We start from the raw sequence: 13,692 nt of genomic DNA, 5'->3' as shown, positions 1-13,692 counted from the left end.
CGCAGTGGCTTGGCCGACCGATGATTCCAGGTTTAAAGTCAACTCAAGGTCGCTAGCATTTTCCAGGTGGGCTACGAGGATAGGTGAACTGGCGAAGATCAGCGGGCGCGCTGATCCTGCAACAGCTCTCCATGGCCGTGCGTACTCGCCAGTATCGGAGATGGATAGAAAAGGCTTCGCGTAATGGCCTGGGAGACGCAGGGTGAGGCTGCGATAGGAATCTCCCCGATGGCCTCAAAATGCGACTGACCGACGATGCTCAGCCGTTGCCACCACCCTGCCGCGCTTGAGCACCATAAGCCGTGTCGGCAGGTCGAGAATGACATCGGCCACAGCACGGCAATCCATCATCACCAGGTCGGCATCATTGCCCACCGCCAAACCGTAGTGTTTCAAGCCCAAGGCTTTGGCAGGGTTTGTCGTGAGCATCGACAACACGGTGGCTTGATCATCCGCGCCGCCCAAGTGGCACGCGGGAATGGCCATTTGTGCAATGTGCAGCAGGTCGCCTGTGCCATACGGGGTGAAGGCGTTCCGGATGTTGTTGGTGGCCAGGCAAACCGTCACACCGCCGTCGCGCAGCGCACGTACAGGTGTCAGGGTGCGCCTTACATTGTGACTGTCACCCCGGGCTCCCAGGTGCAGGTCGGTGGCAGGCAGGCACATCACGCTGATGTCGGCCTCGCGTAGCAACGCAATGACCTGCGCCTGTCGCGCAGGCGAGACGGCGGCCAGGCTGGTCAGATGCCCCACGCAGACCCGCCCCTGGTAGCCTTCGGCAATGGTTCGACGTGCCACGTATTCAATGGTCATGTGCTCGGCGTCATCGGCGAAATCCTGGTGCAAGTCGATGTCTTTGCCATAGCGCTTGGCCAAATCAAAGACGAAATCAATGTGCTCCAGCGGTGACTCGTCGTTGTAGGGAATGCCGCCCACTACATCGGCCCCCATCTCCATTGCCTGGGTCATCATGGCCTGCATGCCAGGCAGCTTGAGAATGCCTTCTTGCGGAAAGGCTACGACCTGGATGTCGATCACCTCGCGGAACTGCTCGCGCAACTCCAGCACCACTTCGAGCCCCGTGAAGCCCTGGGCGGGGTCGAATTCGGCGTGGGCACGCACGTGCGTGGTACCGGCCTGCACCAGTGCGCGCAGTACCTGGATCGAACGTTCGCGGATATCTTCACGGGTCAGTGTGGGCTTCAGTTCGGCAGTGACGGCTATCGCTTCCTTCAAGGTGCCGGAGCGATTGGCTTTGCGCTGCATGACGTAAGCTTTTTCAAGGTGCAGGTGGCCTTCGACAAACCCGGCAACCAGCACTTTGCCGTGGCCTTGCACTTCGTGCTCTGCCGTGGTGTCGATGTGTTGCGCGATCTCGGCGATTTTGCCTGCTCGCACAGCCACATCTACCAGTGGCTGGGCATCGTCAATGCGTACACTTCGAAATATCAGGTCCATCAACTTCAGTCCTCATAGTGAGTGCTGTTGCGCTACGAAGGCCGGGCTCAATTATTCGAGCAACCATTGCCCATCACGCGGTACTCAAGCACATGCTCTTTGCCTTGGGAGTCTTCGTACGTCATGCGAGCAGGCACTACCTGGCAAACATCCGGCACTTCGCTTATGGAAATGACGCGAGCGATATCGAGGTGCTGGCCATAGCTGTACTGTTCAACCGGCAGCGGGTCGACCTGTTGCTCAACGCCGGCAGCCATGGCCACGTTGCACAGCCCGCTTAGTATCAATGCGAACAACGCTTTCAATTTGATCACCTTCAGGTTGTGGTTCGGCCGCAAAATTGCGGCCGAACCCATGTGTCAGCCAAATCAGAACGGTTTGGTGGGCAGGTATTTGCCATCCAGGGTGATTACCGCGCGCGAGCCACCCTCGGGGTCTTCGACTTTCTTGATGTCCAGCTTGAAATTGATGGCACTGATGATGCCGTCGCCGAACTTTTCATGAACAAGCGCCTTCAAGGTGGTGCCGTACACTTGCAACATCTCGTAAAAGCGGTAGATGGTGGGGTCGGTCGGGATACCGTTTTGAATGCTGCCGCGCAGTGGCACTGTCTGCAGCAGTGCGATGGCGTCCGCGTCGAGGCCGAGCTTGTCGCCCACCACCTGGGCAGCGCTCGCTGGCAGCGGGTGCTGGCCCAACAGTGCAGCGGTGACGAACGCTTCGGACAAGCCGGTACCCTCGGTGATCTGGGAGAACGACAGGTCTTTGCGGGCTTTGGCCAGAAGGATGACTTCGCTCAGGGCAAGGCGGGCGTTCTGGTTGATTTGCGATTGGATCATGGTGTTTCTCCTTGGTTGAAAGATGTTCAGGCAACACGCTTGGGTTGATGGGAAACGGCGTGTACTTCGGGGTTGTGGGCGAGGGATACGAAGGTGCCGGTACTGCCATCGAAGGCCTCGATCAGCCCGCTTTCGATGTCGTAGATCCAGCCATGCAATGTCACGCGGCCTTCTTCCAGGGCCAGGCGCACCGAGGGGTGGGTCTGGATGTTGGCAAGCTGGGCGATCACGTTTTCGCGCACCATGGCTTCGACCTTGGCCTGCGGGCCGAAATGGTTGCGGGCTTCGTTTACCACGCGGGCCGAGTCGGCGTAGCGCAGCCAACCGGCCACTGCGGGCATGTGGTCCAGGCATTTGCAGGTGGCGATGGCCGTCATGGCACCGCAGTCGGAGTGGCCGCAGATGACGATGTCAGAAATCTGCAAGGCCGCCACGGCGTATTCGACCGAGGCCGATACACCTCCAGGCTCGGGGCCGTAGGACGGCACGATGTTGCCTGCATTGCGGATGACGAACAGGTCTCCGGGTTCGCGCTGGGTGACCAGCTCGGGCACCAGGCGGCTGTCGGAGCATGAGATGAACAGTGCACGTGGGCTTTGCTGGCTGGCCAAATCCTTGAACAGTTTGACGCGCTCGGGGTAGGCCTCTTTCTGGAACTTCAGAAACCCGTCGATGATGTCTTTCATGGTTGACTCCTTGAATGACGCGATGTGTTGAAGCAAAGGTTACGCAGCCCCTTCAATAAGGTAAAAGTCTGATTTATGATCTAGTCCATCAGATAATCTTATAGGTGCGTTCATGCTTGCCCGGCACATCCAGTACTTCATCGCAGTGGCAAATCACCGCAGTTTCACGCGCGCCGCAGCGGCCTTGCATGTGTCTCAGCCGGCCTTGTCGCAGCAGGTCCGGCAGCTGGAAGAGAGTCTTGGCACACTGTTGTTCGATCGCTCTGGCCGGACCACGCGCTTGACGGATGCCGGCGAGGTTTACCTGCGTTATGCCAAGCGAGCTGCGCAGGAACTGCAGGAAGCAAAACGAGCGATTGATGACCTCGGCGATCTGAGTCGCGGGTCACTTCGGGTGGGGGTAACACCAACATTCACCAGCTACCTCGTTGGCCCGCTGGTTGAAGCGTTCTATGGGCGGTACCCGAACATCACGCTGGTGGTGCGTGAGATCGCTCAAGAGGCGATGGAAGAACTGTTGTTGGCCGACGAGGTTGATGTGGGCATTGCGTTCGACAACGGCCATCATCTGGACCTGGAGGCCCAAGCGCTACTGGTCGAAACCCTCGCGCTGGTGGTCGGCAAGCATCATCCTCTAGCCACGACGGGCAGTATTGGCCTGGAGGCGTTGAACTCAGAATCGTTGATACTCTTGAGCGCCGAATTCGCCACGCGTGAGCAGATCGACAGCTACTGCCGCCAACACAACATTCGCCCTCACGTACAAGTGGAAGCCAATACCATCAGTGCGCTTATCGAAGTGGTCAGCAGGACCACGCTCTCGACCTTGTTGCCGGCCACCATCGCCCAGGCTCACGAGCAGCTGGTCGCTATCGAGCTAGACCCGCAGCGCCTGCAACGCACTGCTGTTCTGATGCAACGAAAAGGGGTTTACCAAACGGCAGCAGCCAGGGCCTTTGTCGAATTGGCGATGAAAGTGGCCAAGCAACTTGAGTCGCCAGGCCGCTCCGTTCAGCGGATGTAAAAGGGTGCCGTTGGCCGCTATCGACCCTTGAAAATGCTGAAAAATAATCCGGCATGGCGTCAGGCGCGGGCATTCTGTTCCACGTCGCAGCCGCTTCGTTAGGGTTGCGCCTTCTGATGCAAACCGCGGTGGCCGCTTTCTCGGTGATCAAGCTCTGCCGGCTATCTGCTCTGGCTCGGGGAAAGCGGCGGAGCTTCGAATGAGCCCCGCGTTGTCATCAAGATACTGAAGGATCGTTGGCCAGCTTCGCATGGGTGGCCAGTTCTTCAGTGATGAAGGCCGAAATCATTGCCCGGTAGACCTGCTCTACGACCTCAGCCGAGGTACCATTCTCGGCAGCCATTTCACGAACCTTTCTTATCACTTGCTCGACCCGAGCAGGCGCACGCACATCATCGGTGGTTTTCTTGAAGGCAGCCGCTTGGGTCACAAGCCGGCCCCGTTTGGCGAGAAGCGAAACAAGGTTGCGGTCGATTTCATCGATCCCTTGGCGGACTTCGTCCAGAGAGGTGCAACGTACGTCCATTTGCCTGACTTCCTTTTCATGAGCCTACGTTTGGTTAGGGCAGGCAGTTGCTGGTGGTTTGGGGCTGTATTGTAGCCTCTGGTGAATGTCCGCAACGGGCCGGTTAGCGCCTCTGGATTGGGTTGACCATCCTTGTCCTACCTCACATGGAGGACAAGCCATGAACGCCATTACGACCAGCAACCATCAGCCTTGGAACAAAGCAAAATTGGTCGGGCAGAAAGCTCCGCTCCGACTGAAAGATATCTGGGCCATTCGGGTAAGGCTCCAAATCGCGGAGGAAACTCGTGATTTAGCCCTTTTCGATCTGGCCATCGATAGCCAAGCTACGAGCCTGCGATCTGACCAAGCTTCGCGTACGCGACGTTGCTCATGGGGAGCACGTGTCATCGCGGGCGATAGTGATTCAGCAGAAAACCCAACGTCCCGTACAGTTTGAAATTACAGAGCAAACGCGGCTGGCCCTACAGGCCTGGATACATCAAGCCCAACTCCACAGCGAGGATTGTCTTTTCCCAAGCCGGCTACACGCCTCAGCGCATCTCTCCAACCGGCAGTACGCCCGAATCGTCAAAGCGTGGATAAAGTCTATTGGGCTAGATCCTGCTATGTACGGCACCCACACGATGAGACGTACAAAGGCATCGCTGATCTATTGCAGGACAAAGAACCTGAGAGCAGTTCAGCTCCTGCTCGGCCATACAAAGCTTGAAAGCACGGTGCGATACCTGGGCATTGAAGTCGATGACGCATTGGAGATGGCAGAGCAGACGGAGGTCTGACAGCGTCCAGCGACGGTCGAGGAATGACCGTCGCGATTCGACCCATATCTGCCGCTCACGGACGGTCACGTCCGGCCCGGGAAGTATCTATCCGTGAGCTTTCTTAACCACTTCAAGCTTACATGCGCCCTTTGCACGGCAGCCATTTTTCAGGCCGCGATTGTCAGTAATCTTAGTTGCGCGAGAGTAAGTCAGGCGATTTACCGGCTGCCATCTGATAGTCGAAACTCTACTGTGAGGTGACTGACTTCGTGAACAGGTTTGAGCCGCTCACGAATGCTGTCGGCGTTCGCAGTGGCGTCGCCAAGGACGCTGACGATGGCAGCATGGGCTTGTGGCCCAACCCGCCAGACGTGCAGGTCCGTAATGGAGGCATCTCCCGGCTTCTCAACCAGTTCGCGAATTTCCTCGGCAACGTGCATATCTGTCTGGTCCAGCAGTACCCCAGCTGTAATCCCCATCAAGCTCCAGGCCCAACGTGCGATGACAATGGCGCCTACGATGCCCATGGCCGGGTCCAGCCACACCCAGCCGAGATATCGCCCGGCGAGCAGTGCAATTATGGCCAGCACCGAAGTGAGTGCGTCAGCGATGACATGGACGTAGGCCGACTTCAGGTTGTTGTCATGGCCGTGATGGGCATGGCCGTGATCATCATGATCGTGCCCATGACTGTGCCCGTGACCCAGCAACAGCGCACTGACGAGGTTGACGACCAGGCCGACAACTGCGATGAGCGTAGCAGTACCGAACTGAACATCTGTTGGCTGCAAGAGGCGCATGACAGACTCAACTGCGATGCCCAGGGCGACCAGGCCGAGAATCAGTGCCGAAGCGAACCCGCCCAGGTCACCAACCTTGCCGGTGCCGAAACTGTAGCGCTGGCTGGATGCATGACGTCTTGCGTATCCGTAAGCGACTGCGGCGATGCCCAGCGCCCCGGCGTGGGTTGCCATGTGAAAGCCGTCGGCGAGCAACGCCATCGAGCCTGTGAGATAGCCGGCGGTGATCTCGCCAATCATCATCACAACAGTCAGGGCCACAACCCAAAGCGTACGCTTGGCATTTTCGTCGTGGGCCGAGCCAAGGAACATGTGGTCGTGTGTGTGGTTGATGTTGATGCTGTTCATGGACGTGTTCACTTGGAGTAGCGTCGGATGGCTTCCAGTAGCTCTTCGACACCCTTGCTACGCTCTTCTTCGCTGAGTGCTGGGTTAGCGACATGCTCCCGTGCATGGTCCTCGATGATTTCCTCCATCAAGCCATTGATGGCTCCGCGAGTAGCGGCAACAAGGTGAAGTGTTTTGGCGCAATCGTGGTCTGATTCCAATGCCCGTTCAACGGCTTGGATTTGCCCGGCGATGCGTTTTACGCGCTTGAGAAGATCGTCTTTGTTTGCTGCGATATGACCCATGGGATACCCCCTATACCTATCTACGCCTATGATAGGCATACCCCCTATACCTATGCAAGGTCGTTGCCCGAAACCCCAGGCAGGTAAAGTCAGATAAGAGCTAGAGGGAACGGGTATCTGTTTGTACCGACAGCTGTTCTCCGCAAAGGGCAGCTTCGGGTCGATAGCAGTCTGCGATCGGCTGACTTCAACCCTGAGCGGGCACCATCTGCATCGGGGCCGCTTCGCGCCCCATCGCCGACAAGCCCGGCTCCCACTGGTACAGTGCTGGCCTGAAAGCTGGTGACACCCCTGCGAAAGCCAGAGGCCAGCACAGTACTTCCAGGTCACCGACGCCGTCAGGTTGCTCGGGGCGCTGTAACTGGCAGGCGTGAACCAGGCATGCCAGTCGTGCATCTATTGTCGCGTCTATTTCAGAAGCTGTACCGGGCAGTGACAGTGAAGTTACGCAGATCACCATAGACGTCGTACGGGCTCCAGGTGTTGTTGCTGGCGATTCCCTGGTAGTACTTCTTGTCAAACACGTTGTTCACGTTCAACCGCGTGTCGAGCTTCTCGCTAACCTTGTAGCCCACCATCAACCCGTATACCGCGTAAGCACCTTGGTCGATGTGATAATTGCCGAACGCATTGGAACCTTTGTTGAAGATGCTGCTCTGGGCATAGACGTTGCCGCCGACACGCCATTTGTGCAACTCGCCCGGCAAGGTGTAGGTGGTGCTGAGCTTGAACAGGTGTTCGGGCAGGTCGGTGTCGAACTTCGTGCCCTCTTTGGTTTTGTCGGCGTCCTTGCGGTATTGGGTCTGCGAGTAGGTGTAGCCAGCGCCCACCTGCCAGTTCGGGGTCAATGCCCCCATCAACTCCAGGTCGATACCCTGGGTACGCACCTTGCCGGAGGCTTCGTAGCAGGTAAAGTTGGTGCAACCGGCCTGGTCGGTAGTTTCCGCCGCGCGATTTTCCTGATCGATCTGGAAGACAGCCACGCTGGCATTGAGCGCGCCGTCGAAGTACTCACCCTTGATACCTATTTCGTAGTTCTTGCCTTCGATCGGGCGGATGATCGAGGCATCTCGGGCCAGTTCCGACTGGGGCATGAAGATATCGGTGTAGCTTGCGTAGACCGAGTGATGGTCATCGAGGTCGTAGATCACGCCGGCGTAACGGGTAACGTTACGGGTTACCTTGTAGTCGGCATTGGTGTAGTAGCCATCATTGATCTCGCTGTACACCGACTGGTTGTCATACCAGTCCAAACGCGCGCCAACGATCAGCTTGAGCGGGTCGGCCAGGTTGATCCGGGTGGTGGCATAAACCCCTTCCTGCTCGACGTGCTCGCTGAGGGTGTAGATGTCGGCCACAGAAGGCTTGCTCACACCACTTGGGTTGACGCTGAACAGATCGTCGACCGGCAGGAACACGGTACCGCCGTGGGCGCTGGTCTTGACTTCACGCTTGCTGGCACCGACCACCAGCTCATGCTGGCGCTCGAGCAACTTGAACGGGCCACTGGCGTACACATCGTAGGTGGACTGGTCATAGTCACGCCGCTGGTTGAACACCCGCTGGCGGAGAACTTCTGCAGCCGGCGTGCCGGTGCGCTCGAACACCGCCCCTTGCATGGCAAAGTCCGACCAGCTCTTGGAAGCGGCCAGGTGCAGGCGCCAGTCGTTGCCAAAGCGGTGGTCGAGCTCGGCGAAAGCCGTGGTGTTGTCGATGTCCTGATAGCTCCAGTCGTAACCAACGTTAGTGGAGCGGGAGTAACCGACGTGGCTGCCATCACGGTTGACCGGCAGGCCACCCCAGTTGATGTTGTTATTGTCGTTCTGGTTGGAGGCACCCAGGCTCAGGGTGGTGCTGTCGGTCAGGTCGAACTCGGTGATGCCATAGAACAGGCCACGCTCGCGACCCGCGTAGTCCTGGTAGCTGTCCTTGTCGTGGTAGGCGCCCACGAAACGCCCGCGCACGCTGGCGCTGTCACTGAGCGGGCCACTGAGGTCCAGCTCGCCGCGGTAGTTGTCCCAACTGCCGGCGGAACCTGTGACGCTGCCCTGGAACTGCTGGGTGGGCCGTTTGCGCACCATGTTGATCGCCGCCGACGGGTTGCCTGCACCCTGCATCATGCCCGTGGCACCGCGCACGATTTCGACCCGGTCATTCGGGGCCATATCGGCTGCGGCGACCCAGTCGGCGTTGTAGGTTGTCGGCAAGCCGTCGAACATCAGGTTGGTGACGGGAAAGCCACGCGAGAAATACTCGCTGTTGGCTGGGCGTGCTGCCGACATCCGCAGGCCGGGGGTGGCCTGCACCACGTCATCGAGGCTGCGCATGGCCTGGTCGTCCATCCGTTGCCGGGTGATGACCGTTACCGACTGTGGCGTTTCGCGTATGGACAAAGGCAGCTTGGTGGCGCTCTGCATGGCGCTGGAGGTGTATGAACCAGTGCCTTCGGTGGTACTGCCAAGAGCCTGCCCGGTGATGCTGGTGGCCCCCAGCACCACCGCGCCATCGCCACCGTCAACCAGCAAATAGATGCCGTTGGCCTGGCGCACTGCCTGCAGGTTGCTACCAGCAAGCAGCGTGGCAAAACCGCCCGCGACGCTGTAGCTGCCCCTGAGCCCAGCGGAGCGGCGGCCCTCGGTACTGGCACCGTCGAACGACAGTGTAACGCCCGCGGCGCTGGCGAATTGACCCAAGGTTTCGGTCAGCGAACCCGGTGCAATATCGTAGCTGCGGGTTTGCTCCTGGGCCGCCGATGCGGCAACGGCATTGCCCCCTGCCATGTACATTGCGCCCAAAGCCAGGTGTACGGCCAATGCCAATGCTGGATGCGACTGTCGCGTGTTGCTCATGTTTCCCTCCCCAGGAACATTCGATTGAACATGTGGGAGGAAAAGCCGAACGAGCTGCCAGCAAAGTGCAAGGTGGCGAACATTTTTTTCCGCGTGCGGCGGTCAGCTGCCTGGCAACACGGTCACCCAGTAACGCGTGCGCCGATGCACCTTGAGCGGGAATGCACTTTCCAGCGCGGTCAGCGCCAGGTCGGTGTCGGCGATCGGGAACGCGCCGGAGATCTTCATGCGCGCTACGCCAGGGTCGCAGCTCAACAAGCCGGGCCGGTAGCGCGACAAATCCGCCAACAGCTCAACCAGCGGGGTGTCGATGGCCACGACGCTGCCTTGCGCCCAGGCAGCGACGCTGGCGTCATTGGCACGCAGCGGGCCAATGCCCTGGGCGTTGAACGTTGCGCGCTGGCCGGCTACCAGGCGCATTTCGTAAAACCTGCCGACAGAAACCTCGACAGCTTTCTCCAGCACGGCCACTTCGCTGCGGTGGTCGTCGACACTGACCTGAAACTGCGTGCCTAGGGCGAACACACGGCCATCGCGGGTGTCGACCATGAACGGCCGGGCAGCGTGATCGCGTGCAGTGGTGATCAGCACCTGGCCGCGCCGCAACAGCAAACGCCGTTGCTGGCCATCGAAAAACGCGTCCACCGCCGTGTCGGTGTCCATCAGCATCCGACTGCCATCGGCGAGTTGCACCGTGCGCTGATCACCGACACCCGTACGATAGTCGGCGGCCCAGACCTGCCGGGTTTCGCTGCGCCAGCCGACACCACCGAGCACACCACCACCCAACAGCACGGCCAGCCCATACAATACCTGGCGGCGGGCCTGCCCTGCGCCGAGCAAGGTCGAAGCGGCGAGGCGCCCAGGCAAGCCGGCAAAGCGGTCGCTGACCGCCAGCATCCTCTGCCACGCCTCACGGTGCAGCGGGTCGCTGTCGTACCAGCCCTGCCAGCGCGCTTGCTCCTCTGTGCTGGCCGACTGGGTGGACAACTGCGCATACCAGCGTGCCGCCTCGCGAACGGCCTGGCGCGGGGCAGGCCCTCGAGTTGCGCCAGCACGAACACCTCGCGCACCTTGGCGCCGAGGCCGGCGAGCATTCGGTCGAGCTCGATCAGGGTTTCGAACACCATCACCTGGGCTTCGGAGCTGGGCACGTGGGTCTCAGGCAAAGCGGCCAGTGCTTCGAGGTAAGCCTGCTCCAACGAGCGACGGCGATACAGGTCGATCATCAAGCCTTTGGCCACCTTCGACAGGTAGTGCCGGGGGGCGCGGATCTCATCGGCGGTACGCGCCTTGAGTACCTTGAGGAACGTATCCTGCACCAGGTCCGCAGCATCGCAGTGGTTGCCCATACGCTTGCGCAACCAGCCGAGCAGCCAAGGGCTGTGTTCGACGTAGAGCGTGCCGACGGAGGCAGAAACAGACGAGTCGGCCGACATGGAGGCTATCTCAAATAGGAATTTCTCTTATTATTGTTTGTGAGCGTGAGGACTGGCAATACCTGTGGCTGCGGGTTTACCCGCAAAGCAGGCGGTGCGGTGGATGGCACCGGCTGTGCAGGTGTTCGCGGCTGAACCCGCTCCCACAAAGTGGGCTGCCCCCAAGAAAGAGCAGACGGGGCTCTGAAGCGTATGGCGACCGGCGCTTCCTTGCAGATGAGGGCGCGTCATTCAACCTGTCAGCTGACCAGGGCGGTGCAGTTGACCGCATCGCCCATTGCCGTAGAATCGCGCGCCCCAATTTCAACAAGCATGGCGAGAGGGAGCTTCAATGCAACGGGTGATGATCATTGGTCAGCCGGGTTCTGGGAAAAGTACCCTGGCGCGCAAGCTGGGCGAGCGCACGGGCTTGCCGGTCGTGCATATCGACACGATTCATTGGCAGCCAGGCTGGGTGGAGCGGAGCCGGGACGAGAAGACGCGTCTATGCCACGAGGTCGAGGCTCGTGAGCGCTGGATCTTCGAAGGCGGCCATTCGGCCACATGGAGCAACCGCCTGGCCCGCGCTGACATGGTGATATGGATCGATCGCTCGGCGCCGCTTCGATTCTGGCGCGTGCTCCTCAGAACGATGCTGAACCGCGGTCGGTCCCGGCCAGACTTGCCGGATGACTGCCCGGAACTGCTGGCCAACCTGCCGGAGTTTTTCAGGTTCATGTGGCGGACGAAAACCTCGTCTCGCAAGGCAATGAAGCGATTCGTGGCGACGGTGCCGTCGGGGTGTCGCGTGGTCTGCCTGCGGTCCAATCGGGAGACCGAGATTTTTCTCGCAAGCATGGGCACGCAGCCTGATGGGGTTGTGCAAGGTCATTAGATGGCGGCGGGCGCCTGCCGAAACGGCGCATTAGAACGTTCTTACCTGCCCAAGGATGGCCCATGGCGCTGACCAGCAAGATCACGACCCACAACCCCGCATGGCCGCAACGGTACGAAGCGGACAAACTGCTGCTCGCCTTGGCATTCGGCGATGAGCTTGTCGCCATGCACCATGTAGGCAGCACAGCTGTCCCGCAACTTGCAGCCAAGCCTGAAATCGATGTGCTGATCGAGGTTTCGGAGCATCGCAATGAGGCAGCGCGGGACGAGGTTCTGCTGACGCTGGGGTATGTACGCGGCAGTGACCTGTCGCAAGGGCACCATTTCTACCGCCGCAATGTTGGCGAGGTGCGAACCCACAAGATCCACATTTGCAGGTGTGGCCATCAATCAGTCATCCAGATGCTGACGTTCAGAGATCTGCTCAGGAACGACAGCTTACTTCGGCAGCGATATCAAGACCTAAAGATTGAGCTGGAAGCCACCAATACCGGCGGTATGGCTGAGTATCTGGAAAAGAAGGGGCCGTTCATTATCGCGGCGTTGCTTGAGGGGGATAACAGGCGACGGTGATGGTCCGCTAGGGGGCGACAGCTGCCGGTCGCGCACGACCGCTTTCGACCCATAGCTGCCCTTGGCGGAGGGCAGCTAACGGCCAAAAGCGGTCAGTGACAATATTCGCAAAGTCTGCCGCTCAGCTTCCCGAAGACCGATCTCGACTATTCGTTAGGTACAGCACCATCGCTGCGCGAGCCGCATCTTTGACTGCTGCTCCGCGCAGTGCTGCAATGGGGTCACGTTATCCGCATAGGATGTTGCTCCATGCGAGTGAATCTCCAAACACTCCCGACGCGATACCTTCAGCCTCAACCAAGGTGATATTCGCGCCTTTATCAGCCAGGTGTTACGCCAGCGAAGCGCCCACGATGCCGGCACTAATGACAACGACTCGTTTGTCCAGAGCATTTCCCATATCAACCTTCACTCTGTAGACCTGAAGGCGGTTTCAGTGTCTGCCTCTGGTCGATTTCTGCTTGTCGTAAGGGGCAGCAGTTGTCGTCTAGAAAGCAGATGTAAATTTGTCTGAAGTGGCGAAATAGCTGCCAAAATCATCGTGTTAAAACGCCGCCTGAAATGGCAGCAAGATAAGCGCGTGAGTGTTGTTGGCACTGGAGGGTAGCGAAAAATCGTTCAGCTACTACGGTAAGCGTCATCAACGACTATAGTCATTGGTGAGCCAGAGCGAATCTGACCATTCCCCTGCCAACCTGGCCTAATCCAATTCCGCGATTACACGGCGGATCTTCTTGTGTTCCTTGATGCGGAACGTGAACGTTTCGCTGCCGAAATCACTCAGGCTCAGGCTGAGATCGAGGCAGCGTTGTCTTTTTTTGAACCCCTTGATGGTGGATGGAGTTATCCCACCGGGCACGTCGCATCCCACTGAGCACGTCCCAACCACCCATCTATCAAGGTTCAAGCAATGAATACTTTAGAGTTCGATGATGCACAAAAAACCAATGGCGACCTGGTTCAGGGGCCGCTGCCGGCCGGCACTGTCGCGCCCGACTTCACTCTTCACGCAACCCCTGATCAACAGTTGTCGCTGCGTGAGCTAAAGGGAAATCCCGTGATATTGGCGTTTTATCCCGCTGACTGGACTTCGGTGTGTGGTGACCAACTGACTTTGTACAACCAGTTGCTACCCACATTCAGAGAATAGGCGGCCTCAGGTTCCAAGTGCAACAGTCAGTTGATAATGTTGAGCCGATTGGTTGCCAGCAGTTGCAGATGATCCG

Annotated in this window: 13 protein-coding genes and 4 pseudogenes; 6 read left to right on the top strand and 11 right to left on the bottom strand. The window is 59.0% G+C overall.

Annotated features, from left to right (window positions below; genetic code table 11):
- Positions 1–234: 234 nt before the first annotated feature.
- From LU684_RS26535 to LU684_RS26520, 4 genes are all read right to left on the bottom strand, one after another.
- Positions 235–1,458, bottom strand: a complete 1,224-nt coding sequence (locus LU684_RS26535; RefSeq protein WP_102689587.1) for an amidohydrolase family protein — start codon at positions 1,456–1,458, stop codon at positions 235–237.
- A 47-nt stretch (positions 1,459–1,505) separates the two neighbouring features.
- Positions 1,506–1,763, bottom strand: a complete 258-nt coding sequence (locus tag LU684_RS26530; RefSeq protein WP_102689595.1) for a DUF2790 domain-containing protein — start codon at positions 1,761–1,763, stop codon at positions 1,506–1,508.
- 63 nt (positions 1,764–1,826) lie between these two features.
- Complete coding sequence (cynS, locus tag LU684_RS26525; protein WP_023047166.1) at positions 1,827–2,297, bottom strand: cyanase; 471 nt, start codon at positions 2,295–2,297, stop codon at positions 1,827–1,829.
- A 26-nt stretch (positions 2,298–2,323) separates the two neighbouring features.
- Complete coding sequence (locus LU684_RS26520) at positions 2,324–2,983, bottom strand: carbonic anhydrase (RefSeq protein WP_060518358.1); 660 nt, start codon at positions 2,981–2,983, stop codon at positions 2,324–2,326.
- Between the two features lie 112 nt (positions 2,984–3,095).
- On the opposite strand from LU684_RS26520, the gene cynR reads away from it, so the two are divergent.
- On the top strand, positions 3,096–4,007 hold the full coding sequence (gene cynR, locus LU684_RS26515) for a transcriptional regulator CynR (RefSeq protein ID WP_023047164.1): 912 nt from the start codon (positions 3,096–3,098) through the stop codon (positions 4,005–4,007).
- Between the two features lie 47 nt (positions 4,008–4,054).
- Positions 4,055–4,187: pseudogene (locus LU684_RS26510) on the top strand (LysE family translocator); the annotation flags it as partial.
- 37 nt (positions 4,188–4,224) lie between these two features.
- On the opposite strand, the gene LU684_RS26505 reads toward LU684_RS26510, so the two are convergent.
- The gene (locus LU684_RS26505) at positions 4,225–4,533 is read right to left on the bottom strand and encodes a chorismate mutase (protein ID WP_060518356.1); all 309 of its coding nucleotides are present in this window, start codon (positions 4,531–4,533) and stop codon (positions 4,225–4,227) included.
- A 160-nt stretch (positions 4,534–4,693) separates the two neighbouring features.
- Between LU684_RS26505 and LU684_RS26500 the strand changes: the two are divergent.
- Positions 4,694–5,315 (top strand): annotated as a pseudogene (locus LU684_RS26500) (tyrosine-type recombinase/integrase).
- A 200-nt stretch (positions 5,316–5,515) separates the two neighbouring features.
- Here LU684_RS26500 and dmeF read toward each other — a convergent pair.
- The 5 genes and pseudogenes from dmeF to LU684_RS30615 all read right to left on the bottom strand — a co-directional run.
- The gene (dmeF, locus tag LU684_RS26495; protein WP_023047161.1) at positions 5,516–6,445 is read right to left on the bottom strand and encodes a CDF family Co(II)/Ni(II) efflux transporter DmeF; all 930 of its coding nucleotides are present in this window, start codon (positions 6,443–6,445) and stop codon (positions 5,516–5,518) included.
- 8 nt (positions 6,446–6,453) lie between these two features.
- A complete protein-coding gene (locus LU684_RS26490; protein WP_031311694.1) occupies positions 6,454–6,729 on the bottom strand; it encodes a metal/formaldehyde-sensitive transcriptional repressor in 276 nt (91 codons plus the stop codon).
- A 413-nt stretch (positions 6,730–7,142) separates the two neighbouring features.
- Positions 7,143–9,578, bottom strand: a complete 2,436-nt coding sequence (locus tag LU684_RS26485) for a TonB-dependent siderophore receptor (protein ID WP_232895217.1) — start codon at positions 9,576–9,578, stop codon at positions 7,143–7,145.
- A 102-nt stretch (positions 9,579–9,680) separates the two neighbouring features.
- Positions 9,681–10,568 (bottom strand): FecR domain-containing protein, encoded by an 888-nt coding sequence (locus LU684_RS26480; RefSeq protein WP_060518352.1) that lies wholly within the window; start codon positions 10,566–10,568, stop codon positions 9,681–9,683.
- A gap of 101 nt (positions 10,569–10,669) precedes the next feature.
- Positions 10,670–10,930 (bottom strand): annotated as a pseudogene (locus LU684_RS30615) (sigma factor); the annotation flags it as partial.
- Positions 10,931–11,348: 418 nt separating this feature from the next.
- Here LU684_RS30615 and LU684_RS26470 point away from each other — a divergent pair.
- Positions 11,349–11,891, top strand: coding sequence for an AAA family ATPase (locus tag LU684_RS26470; RefSeq protein WP_060518350.1), 543 nt, complete (start codon positions 11,349–11,351; stop codon positions 11,889–11,891).
- Between the two features lie 62 nt (positions 11,892–11,953).
- Positions 11,954–12,466, top strand: a complete 513-nt coding sequence (locus LU684_RS26465) for a GrpB family protein (RefSeq protein ID WP_023047155.1) — start codon at positions 11,954–11,956, stop codon at positions 12,464–12,466.
- A gap of 229 nt (positions 12,467–12,695) precedes the next feature.
- Here the strand turns inward: LU684_RS26465 and LU684_RS26460 are convergent.
- Positions 12,696–12,866, bottom strand: a pseudogene (locus LU684_RS26460) (FAD-dependent oxidoreductase); the annotation flags it as partial.
- 510 nt (positions 12,867–13,376) lie between these two features.
- Between LU684_RS26460 and LU684_RS26455 the strand changes: the two are divergent.
- Positions 13,377–13,616, top strand: coding sequence for a redoxin domain-containing protein (locus LU684_RS26455; RefSeq protein WP_232895216.1), 240 nt, complete (start codon positions 13,377–13,379; stop codon positions 13,614–13,616).
- The last annotated feature ends 76 nt before the right edge of the window (positions 13,617–13,692 follow it).

The sequence above is a fragment of the Pseudomonas sp. NMI542_15 genome, assembly GCF_021283425.1.
GTDB classification, from domain to species: Bacteria; Pseudomonadota; Gammaproteobacteria; order Pseudomonadales; family Pseudomonadaceae; genus Aquipseudomonas; species Aquipseudomonas fortuita.
Note: the sequence above shows the minus strand (reverse complement) of the source record. Positions and strands in the feature narration are given on the sequence as shown.

Excerpts from the sequence above, each read along its gene's own strand:
- LU684_RS26490 (WP_031311694.1), bottom strand. The coding sequence starts at position 6,729 with ATGGGTCATATCGCAGCAAACAAAGACGATCTTCTCAAGCGCGTAAAA.
- LU684_RS26455 (WP_232895216.1), top strand. The coding sequence starts at position 13,377 with ATGAATACTTTAGAGTTCGATGATGCACAAAAAACCAATGGCGACCTG.
- cynS (WP_023047166.1), bottom strand. The coding sequence starts at position 2,297 with ATGATCCAATCGCAAATCAACCAGAACGCCCGCCTTGCCCTGAGCGAA.
- cynR (WP_023047164.1), top strand. The coding sequence starts at position 3,096 with ATGCTTGCCCGGCACATCCAGTACTTCATCGCAGTGGCAAATCACCGC.
- LU684_RS26470 (WP_060518350.1), top strand. The coding sequence starts at position 11,349 with ATGCAACGGGTGATGATCATTGGTCAGCCGGGTTCTGGGAAAAGTACC.
- LU684_RS26485 (WP_232895217.1), bottom strand. The coding sequence starts at position 9,578 with ATGAGCAACACGCGACAGTCGCATCCAGCATTGGCATTGGCCGTACAC.
- LU684_RS26520 (WP_060518358.1), bottom strand. The coding sequence starts at position 2,983 with ATGAAAGACATCATCGACGGGTTTCTGAAGTTCCAGAAAGAGGCCTAC.
- LU684_RS26535 (WP_102689587.1), bottom strand. The coding sequence starts at position 1,458 with ATGGACCTGATATTTCGAAGTGTACGCATTGACGATGCCCAGCCACTG.
- LU684_RS26505 (WP_060518356.1), bottom strand. The coding sequence starts at position 4,533 with ATGGACGTACGTTGCACCTCTCTGGACGAAGTCCGCCAAGGGATCGAT.
- dmeF (WP_023047161.1), bottom strand. The coding sequence starts at position 6,445 with ATGAACAGCATCAACATCAACCACACACACGACCACATGTTCCTTGGC.
- LU684_RS26465 (WP_023047155.1), top strand. The coding sequence starts at position 11,954 with ATGGCGCTGACCAGCAAGATCACGACCCACAACCCCGCATGGCCGCAA.